Source organism: Kitasatospora sp. NPDC059462 (assembly GCF_042749955.1).
Classification (GTDB): Bacteria; Actinomycetota; Actinomycetes; order Streptomycetales; family Streptomycetaceae; genus Kitasatospora.
Genome location: NZ_JBHYUU010000272.1, coordinates 1 through 8,234 on the forward strand (window position 1 = coordinate 1; position 8,234 = coordinate 8,234).

8 protein-coding genes are annotated in these 8,234 nt (G+C 75.3%); 4 read left to right on the plus strand and 4 right to left on the minus strand.

The window, feature by feature from the left end; all coding sequences use genetic code 11:
- Positions 1-370: 370 nt before the first annotated feature.
- Positions 371-1,114, minus strand: coding sequence for an SDR family oxidoreductase (locus ACFXAM_RS36240; RefSeq protein ID WP_380297893.1), 744 nt, complete (start codon positions 1,112-1,114; stop codon positions 371-373).
- 375 nt (positions 1,115-1,489) lie between these two features.
- Here ACFXAM_RS36240 and ACFXAM_RS36245 point away from each other — a divergent pair, with 375 nt between their 5' ends.
- Entirely contained in the window at positions 1,490-2,626 is a 1,137-nt protein-coding gene (locus tag ACFXAM_RS36245; protein WP_380297894.1) for an alpha/beta hydrolase, read from the plus strand.
- A 19-nt stretch (positions 2,627-2,645) separates the two neighbouring features.
- Here the strand turns inward: ACFXAM_RS36245 and ACFXAM_RS36250 are convergent, their stop codons facing one another.
- Both ACFXAM_RS36250 and ACFXAM_RS36255 read right to left on the minus strand, forming a co-directional pair.
- The gene (locus tag ACFXAM_RS36250) at positions 2,646-3,494 is read right to left on the minus strand and encodes a hypothetical protein (protein ID WP_380297896.1); all 849 of its coding nucleotides are present in this window, start codon (positions 3,492-3,494) and stop codon (positions 2,646-2,648) included.
- A gap of 72 nt (positions 3,495-3,566) precedes the next feature.
- Complete coding sequence (locus ACFXAM_RS36255) at positions 3,567-4,100, minus strand: sigma-70 family RNA polymerase sigma factor (protein WP_380297897.1); 534 nt, start codon at positions 4,098-4,100, stop codon at positions 3,567-3,569.
- A 256-nt stretch (positions 4,101-4,356) separates the two neighbouring features.
- Here ACFXAM_RS36255 and ACFXAM_RS36260 point away from each other — a divergent pair, with 256 nt between their 5' ends.
- On the plus strand, positions 4,357-5,121 hold the full coding sequence (locus tag ACFXAM_RS36260; RefSeq protein ID WP_380297898.1) for a hemerythrin domain-containing protein: 765 nt from the start codon (positions 4,357-4,359) through the stop codon (positions 5,119-5,121).
- A 127-nt stretch (positions 5,122-5,248) separates the two neighbouring features.
- Here ACFXAM_RS36260 and ACFXAM_RS36265 read toward each other — a convergent pair whose 3' ends face one another.
- Entirely contained in the window at positions 5,249-6,838 is a 1,590-nt protein-coding gene (locus tag ACFXAM_RS36265; RefSeq protein ID WP_380297900.1) for an FAD-dependent monooxygenase, read from the minus strand.
- 121 nt (positions 6,839-6,959) lie between these two features.
- On the opposite strand from ACFXAM_RS36265, the gene ACFXAM_RS36270 reads away from it, so the two are divergent.
- Positions 6,960-7,616: a TetR/AcrR family transcriptional regulator C-terminal domain-containing protein gene (locus ACFXAM_RS36270; RefSeq protein ID WP_380297902.1), complete on the plus strand. Its 657-nt coding sequence runs from the start codon at positions 6,960-6,962 to the stop codon at positions 7,614-7,616.
- A 118-nt stretch (positions 7,617-7,734) separates the two neighbouring features.
- The gene (locus ACFXAM_RS36275; RefSeq protein ID WP_380297903.1) at positions 7,735-8,175 is read left to right on the plus strand and encodes a hypothetical protein; all 441 of its coding nucleotides are present in this window, start codon (positions 7,735-7,737) and stop codon (positions 8,173-8,175) included.
- Positions 8,176-8,234 lie beyond the last annotated feature (59 nt).

Sequence of the window (8,234 nt, forward strand, 5' to 3'; positions counted from 1 at the left end):
TCTCGGCCTACGCGGGCCAGTCGGTGACCCTCAAGTTCACCGGCACCGAGGACGCCTCGCTGCAGACCAGCTTCGTCATCGACGACACCTCGATCGCCACGAGCTGACCCGGCGCCGGTGAAACCGGCGGAAACCAGGTGAGACAGGGGCAGGGCCCGGCGGGTGCGACCGCCGGGCCCTGTGTCGTGCGCGGGGTGTCGTGCGCGGGAGGCGCACCGGGGTGGCGTGCGCGAGGTGTTGACGGGCTCCGGTCCGGCTCCGGCACCTGGCTGAAGAGCGCGTCCGGCTGGGGCGGCGGCCTGCTGCCCGCCGCCAGGGCCCGGACCTTCGTCGACAACTGGGACACCGAGCGCAACAGCCGGGAGGGGGGTCAGCCGCGGCCGATGTACGGCATCGCGCTCGCCATCACCGTCGCGAACTGCACATTGGCCTCCAGCGGCAGCTCCGCCATGTGCCGCACCGTGCGCGCCACGTCGGCGACGTCCATCGTCGGCTCCACCGCGACCCGCCCGTCCGCCTGGGGCACGCCGCTGCTCATCGCGGCGGTCATCTCGGTGGCGGCGTTGCCGATGTCGATCTGCCCGCAGGCGATCCGGTACGGACGGCCGTCGAGCGAGAGCGACTTGGTCAGCCCGGTGACGGCGTGCTTGGTCGCGGTGTAGGCGGCCGAGCGCGGACGCGGGGCGTGCGCGGAGATCGACCCGTTGTTGATGATGCGGCCGCCCTGCGGCTGCTGCGCCCGCATCTGCCGGAACGCGGCGCGGGCGCAGAGGAAGGCGCCGGTGAGGTTGACGTCGACCACCGCCCGCCACGCGTCGACGTCGAGTTCGTCCACCGTACCGGCGGGACCGAACGCCCCGGCGTTGTTGAACAGCAGGTCCACCCGCCCGAAGCGTTCCACGGCGGCCGCGAACAGCGCGTCCACGGCCCCGGGGTCCGTGACGTCGGTCGGCACCGCGACCGCCCCGGCGCCGCTCAGCCGCGCGGTCTCCCGCAACGCCGCCTCCCGCCGCCCGGCGAGCACCGGCCGCCACCCCCCGGCGGCGAGTTCCACCGCCACCGCCCGCCCGATCCCGCTTCCGGCTCCGGTGACGACGGCGACGCGTTCCAGCATGGCGGGCTCCTCGGCCGGGGACTGCGGGGCTCGGACGGACTGCGCGATCCGCTCAACGATGTCAGCGACGGACTCCCGCTGCCAGCCCGGGACCGGCCCCGCCGAGTGGCGGGGGAGGGTCCCCGCCGGTCGGGAGGGGCGCCCGGCGGGCTTTACCCGATCGGGAACAAACATTGGATCGGTGCTGGCCAATGCGCAACCGGGGTGGGGCGGTCCACGTCATAAGATCGCAGGGCGGCGCGCCCCTCGTGAGGGCGGCGCGCAGCCTCCCGGGGGTCTCGCAGACAGCCGCGCCCCGGGCCTGTCCGGCCCCACCCGGGGGCCACCGCCCGGCTCCGTGGGAGCGGGCGCGACACCGGTCGGAGAGTTCTCACCGTGCAGCCGCAGTCCTCCCGTTCCCGCGCCGTGCTGACCGGCGCCACCGTCCTCACCCTGGCCGCCGCGCTGGCGGCCTGCGGGAGCGCGGACGGCGGGACCGCGGGGAAGTCGGGGGACGCGGCGAAGGGCGCCACCGCGGCGGCGGCGGTCGCCGGCGGCGCCGGTGGCTCGACGGGCTCGGCGTCGTCGTCCGCGCCCGGGTCCCCGGCCGCGGGTTCGGGTTCGGCCGCGGGTTCGAGCCCGACGGCGGCCACGGGCGCGCCGCCCGCGACCACGCCGCCCGCGCCGAGCGGCAAGGTGCTGATGCCGACCGGCCCGCAGGCCGCGTTCGGCAAGGCCAGGGACACCGCCGCCGGCCAGATCATGATGACCACGCTGACCGGCCCCAAGTCCGGGGTCACCGGCAAGGTCTGGGTCTGGCTCCCGCCGGAGTACAACGACCCCAAGTACGCGAGGACCGGTTTCCCGGTGCTCACCCTGTACGCGGGCGGCCAGAGCGCCGGCTACAACACCTGGACCGACAACCAGCTGCCGATCCAGGAGGTCGACGCCGACCTCGCCAAGCAGGGCAAGGCGCATCCGTTCATCATGATCATGCCGGTGCAGAACCTCGACTCCAACGAGGCCAAGGCCCTGGAGTGCGCGGACATCCCGGGCCAGCCGAAGATGGGCACCTGGATGGCCGAGGACATCCCCGACTTCGTCCGCGCCAACTTCCGCACCGTGAAGGGCCGCGACGGCTGGGGCCTGATGGGCGCCTCCACCGGCGCGTTCTGCAGCGCCAAGCTCGCCCTCCAGTACCCCGACACCTTCAAGGCCGCCGTCCCGATCGACGGCTACTTCAATCCCGACTCGCCGCTCTGGAAGGGCCACGAGGCCGAGCGCCAGGCCAACAGCCCCGACCTGCTGGTCGCCCAGGGCAAGGCCGACGTGCGGATGCTGGCCACCGCCGGCGGCGGCAACGCGTACGAGATGAAGCTGGTCAAGGCCTGGGTCGCGAAGGCCGCGCCGCCGCTCACCGTCGAGTACTACGAGCAGCCCGGCGGGAAGCACCTGACCAGCGACTTCAAGAAGATGATCCCGGACACCCTGCAGTGGCTCAGCAAGAACCTCGCGGGGCCGCAGAGCGACTGAGCCCGGGGGCCGGGCGGGCTCAGCGGACCGCCGAGTCCCGCCAGCCCTCGTCGACCGCCCGGACGAACCCGGGCGTCATGGCGAAGTCCCGCACCGTCTCCAGCGGCGGGGTGGTGTAGACGCCGTTCACCGGGGCGGAGTCGAGGCTCAGGATCAGCATCCGGCCCTGGGCCGTGACGAGCCAGATCCAGACGGAGGACGCCGACGGCCCGCGGTGCACCGGGTGCAGGACCCACGCCAGGGCGCCGTCGGGGAGCGGCACGGCGAGACAGTCGGTGCCGAAGGGGTTCGCCGGCTCGCCGCTCGGAAGCTTCGGGGCGCAGGGCGTCTCCCGGTCGTAGGGGCTGTGGGCGGGGCCGTTGAACTCCCGCATGAACCTGATCCGGCCGTCGTTCGCGCGCTGCAGCGTGAAGTCGCGGGAGCTCGCGCCCTCCTCCACCGCGGTGACGCCCGGCAGCGGGTGCTCGCGCAGGAACCGCAGCAGCTCGGCGTGGCCCACGGCGTTGAGCCGCCAGTCCTCGGCGACGAGCTCCTGGGAGGTCTGGGCGGTCGGGGCGGCCGGAGCGGGTGGGACCGTCGGGGTGGGCGGGGCGGTCGAGGTGGTCACGGAGGCCGGGGCGGTGGTCGGCGCCGCCGCCGGGGCCTCGGGCCCGGAGCGGCCGGTCACCGCGACCCCGGCCGTGGCGACCGCCGCCACCGCGACCGCCGCCGCCGTCACGGTCAGCACCCGCCGCCGCAGCCGCAGCCGGGCGCCGGCCCGCTTCACCTGCGGTCCCACCGGCGGCACGGCGGGCTCCTGCTGGTCCAACACCGTGCGGAACAGCGCGCCCATCCGCTCGGCGCCCAGATCCCGGTCCTCCTGGCCCATGGCCCTCCCTCTCCTCGTCAGCCCGTGGTGGTCGCTTCAGCCCGCGGTGCCCGGTCAGCCCGCGGTGCCCGGTCAGCCCGCGGCGATCTCGTGCACCGAGTCGCCGAGGATCGCCCGCAGCTGGGCCAGGCCCCGGTTGGTCGCGGACTTCACCGCGCCGGTGCTCTGCCGCAGGGCGGCCGCCGTCGACTCGATCGACTGGTCCTCCCAGAACCGCAGCACCAGCACCGCCCGGTAGGCCGGGCTGACCTGCGCCAGTGCCGCCAGCAGCGCCAGCCGCCGCTCCGGGTCGGCCTGCGAGCCGGTCCGCCGCCCGCCGCTGCGGCCGTCCTCCAGGAGGACGCCGGGGTCCGGCGCGGTCACCTCCTGCGAGGCGCGCCGGCGCCGGGTGTCGACGTACGCGCGGACCAGCGTCGTCCGGGCGTAGCCGTACGCCGTCTCCGGCTCGCGCAGCCGCGGCCAGCGGGCGTACAGCTTCACCAGGGTGGTCTGCACGAGGTCCTCGGCGAGGTGCCAGTCGCCGCAGAGCAGATACCCGGTGCGGCGCAGCGCGGCGTACCGGCCCGCGACGAACTCGTCGAACGTCCGCTCCTGATCCGGTGACATCCGGCCTCGCTGTTCCTCGTCGGCTTCCCCGGTGCGACGGGTGGCGCACCCTCGCCCTGTTACACGGGGCGGGTGCGGCGGAATGTTGCGTCGCGTTCGCCGGGCCGCCCGCCGGAACCGGTCGAACGGCCGCTGAGCTGCACGTCAATCGGACATTGATTCGCCTCTGATGTCCTCTCACCACTGTGGTGGGAGAGCCGGCCCGCCAGTTGTGCCAGGTCGAGCCAAGCCCTTGCCCGAGCGTGAAAAGAGTGCCATGCCCAGCCACCTGCTGCCCGTAGCGTCCCCGGCCCCGGCGGTCGTGCCCGCCCAGGGCGGCCCCGTGCACGAGCACACCGCCGACGAGGAACCGCAGGTCATGCGCTTCGCCGGGCTGCGGCTGGTGCACGCCGCGCTCCGTCGCGACCTCGCCAGGCTGCCCAACGCGCTGCGACTGCTGCAGCCCGGCGAGGACGAGAAGGGCGCCGCGCTGCTGCGCCACTGGACCTTCGTCACCGCCATGCTGACCTGCCACCACGAGCAGCAGGACACCCGGATCTGGCCGATCGTGCGCCGGTTCGCGCCCGAGCTGAGGCTGCTGCTGAACTGGCTGGAGTCGGATCACCACAACCTCGACCACTCGTTCACCCGGGTCACCACCCTGGTCCGGATCGCCAGCCGGGACACCGGCTCGGTCTGGCCGGTGGCCTACGCCATCGAGGACCTGGCGGCCCGGCTGGAGACCCACCTGCGGGTCGAGGAGCGCCAGCTGCTGCCGCGGATGGAGGGGGTCTTCGCGGAGAGCTCGCGGGTCGGCAGCCTGCCCGAGCTGCTGGACGTGCTGCACTCGGCCGACGGGCCGGGCAGCCCGGACGCGCTCGCCTGGCTGCTGGACGGCGTCGAGCCGGCGGTGGTCGAGCGGCTGCTCGCCGACTGCGACGACCTGGTGGCCCGGCACTGGCCGCATTGGCAGGCCACCTACCAGCGCTGCACGGCGCCGCTGTGGGGCGCGCCCGGGGCGTGGGACACGGCCGGCGACTGAACGCCCGGCTTTTCGTCGGCCGTTGATCTACGCGCGTGGCATACCCGTGGGGCATGAGGCCGTGGCATGAGCCCGTGGCATGTGCCCGGACGCGCCCCGGGCGGGCCACGGCCCGGGTGGGCGCCGTTCAGTGCAGGCCGAGACGGGCCAGGTAGCCCGGCAGGTCGGCCGCATCGTGGGTGGCCAGGCCCAGGTAGCCGTCCGGCCGGACGACGAACAGGCCCTGCCCGTACGCCCGCTCGGCGACGCCGCCGTCGACGCGGTGCCCGCGTACCCCGGCGGGCAGCCGCGGCAGGGCGCGGCCGATCGCGAGCACGGTGACGTGCGGGCCGCGGAACAGGTCGAACAGCCGGCGCCCGGCCACGGCGGCCACCGGCGCGCCGTCCAGCCCGCTGCCGTCCAGCGGGGCGTCGGGTGCGCGCTCGCCGGCCCGCAGCGCGTCCTCGGGCAGGCCGGGCCGTGCCTCGACGGTCAGCGGGCCGTCCTCGTAGCCGAGCCCGAGCTGCTCGGTGCGCGGGCCGCGCCGCAGCCCGCCGGCCCGGACCCCGCCCGCGCGGTGCAGCCGGGTGGAGATCTCCAGCACCTCGGCGGCGACGGGCAGGCGCTCCTGCTCGTAGCTGTCCAGCAGTGCCTCGTCGGCGCCGTGCCGCAGCACCTGGCCGAGCTTCCAGCCCAGGTTGTAGGCGTCCTGGACGCTGGTGTTGAGGCCCTGGCCGCCGGCCGGGGAGTGGATGTGCGCGGCGTCGCCGGCCAGGAAGACCCGGCCCTCGCGGAACCGTTCGGCCAGCGCCGCGCGCGGCCGGAAGCCGGACGCCCAGTGCACGGCGCCGACCGCGGATTCCGGCAGGTGGGTGCGGGTCGCGACGGTCCGCCGCACGGCCCGGGCCGAGGTGTCGGGCTCCGCGAGGTCACCGCCCGCCGGGCCGCCGCCCGCGGTGCCGTCGTCCGCCGCGGGATTCCCCGTCGCGCCGTCCCCGGCCGCGTCGAACCGGGCGAACAGCTGGAAGGCGGTGGTGCCCGGGAGCGGGCAGAGCAGCAGCGCGCCGCCGGGGGCCTTCGGCCAGCAGTGCCAGTTGTCGCGGTCCAGGCCGTCGATCTCGACATCGGCGACCAGCGCGGGGTGCGGGTCGACCTGCTCGCCCGCCATCGGGATGCCCACCGCCCTGCGGACGGTGGAGCGGCCGCCGTCGGCGGCGACCAGATAGCGGGCGGCGACCGTGCGCGCGATGCCGTCGGGGCCGGTCAGCCGGGCCTCGACCCGGTCGGGGTGCTGCTCCAGGCCGCTCAGCGCGGTACCGAGGGCGACCTCGCCGCCGAGCTCGCGCAGCCGGTCGTGCAGCAGTTCCTGGGTGCGCCACTGGGGGAGCATCCAGACCGCCGGGAACGGCACGGTCGGGTCCGGCTCCGGGCGTCCGACGAGCTCCCACTCGCCCTGCCGCTCGCCGTTCTCCCAGTTCACCATGCGGGGGTAGGGGCGGCCGGCGGCGTGCACGGCGGCGAGCAGGCCGAGGTCCTCGAAGACCTCCTGGGTGCGGGGCTGGAGGCCCTTGCCGCGTGAGCCGGGGAACAGCGCCGGAGCCTGCTCGACCAGCAGCGCGGACACCCCGCGCCGGGCCAGGTCGCAGGCGAGGGTCAGCCCGGTCGGCCCGGCGCCGACGATCAGGACGTCGGTCTCGCTCGGGACGCCGGTCCCGCTCCGGTTCTGGGCGTGCGCCATCGCACACTCTCCTTAACGTTGTTAAGTGGCGGACATCCGGAAGCATCGGCTTAACGGTGTTAAATTGTCAATGCCGGCCATCGGGCCGGGACGACAGCAGCCGCCCGGAGGGAACCGCGAGATGCCGCCGAAGCTGGACCGCGCGCAGGTGGTCGACACCGCGCTGCGGCTGCTCGACGAGACCGGGCTGGACGGGCTCACCCTGCGCCGGATCGCCACCGAGCTGGACGTCAAGGCCCCCGCGCTGTACTGGCACTTCGCCAACAAGCAGGCGCTGCTCGACGAGATGGCCACCGAGATGCTCCGCCGGATGTCCGCCGGCCCGCCCGCCGTCCCGGACGACTGGCGGGAGGCGCTCGCCGGCACCTGCCGCGCCCTGCGCGCCGCGCTGCTCGGCTACCGGGACGGCGCCAAGGTCTTCAGCGGCACCCGGCTCACCGACTCCGGCCACGCCGGACGGCAGCACGCCCTGCTGGCCGTGTTCGACCGGGCGGGCTTCGAACTCGCCGACGCCGTCCTGGCCTTCACCACCGCGTACGCGTTCACCACCGGCTTCGTGATCGAGGAGCAGGCCGTCCACCCGGTGCCGGGGGAGCGGGCGCCCGGCTACGACCCGGACTGCCGCGCCGCCGGCATCGAGCCCGAGCACGCCCTCGCCGCCGCGGCGAGCCGGGAGCTCTTCGGCGACTTCGAGCAGCGCTTCGAACGCGGCCTGGCGATCGTCGTCGCCGGGATCGGGGCCTCGCAGGTCGCACCGTCAACTCCGGCCGTCCCCTAAGGGTTCACCCCTCGGGGCGCGGGGCCGATCGGCGGCCGGGGGCGTCCGGGACGGGCCAGGGGCCGGGTACCGCCGGGGGCCGATGTGCGGCTGACGGCGCGCGCCTACCGTCGGAGCCATGACCAGTGCGCCCACCGCCCCGCGCCAGGACCGTCACCCGACCTCCCGCCCGGCCGCCCGCCGGTCCCGCCCGAGCCCCGGCCGCCGCCGGGGGCCGGCCGTCCGCTCGGCCGCGCTCGCAGCCGGCGCCGTCCTGCTCCTCGGCGCCGGGCTCACCGCCTGCAAGGGCGGCGTCTCGCTCTGCCTCGACGACAACAGCTGCGACGTCGCCGTCCGGACCGAGAACGCCGACTCCACCTACAGCGCCGAGGTGTTCGGTGGCGACAAGACCCTCAAGCTGACCGTCGGCCGGATCACCGACACCACGGCCGAGGTCAAGCTCGGCGACGAGACCAGGACCCTCACCGAGGGGGCTGCGACCGTCATCGGCTCCGCGACGGTCACCCTGCGCCACGCGAACGCGCACGACCACACCGCCGAGCTCCGCGTCGTCCGCTGACCCCTCCCGGGGGCAACCCCCCCCGCGCCGGGCCGCCCCGGGGGGGCCCGGGGGGGGGC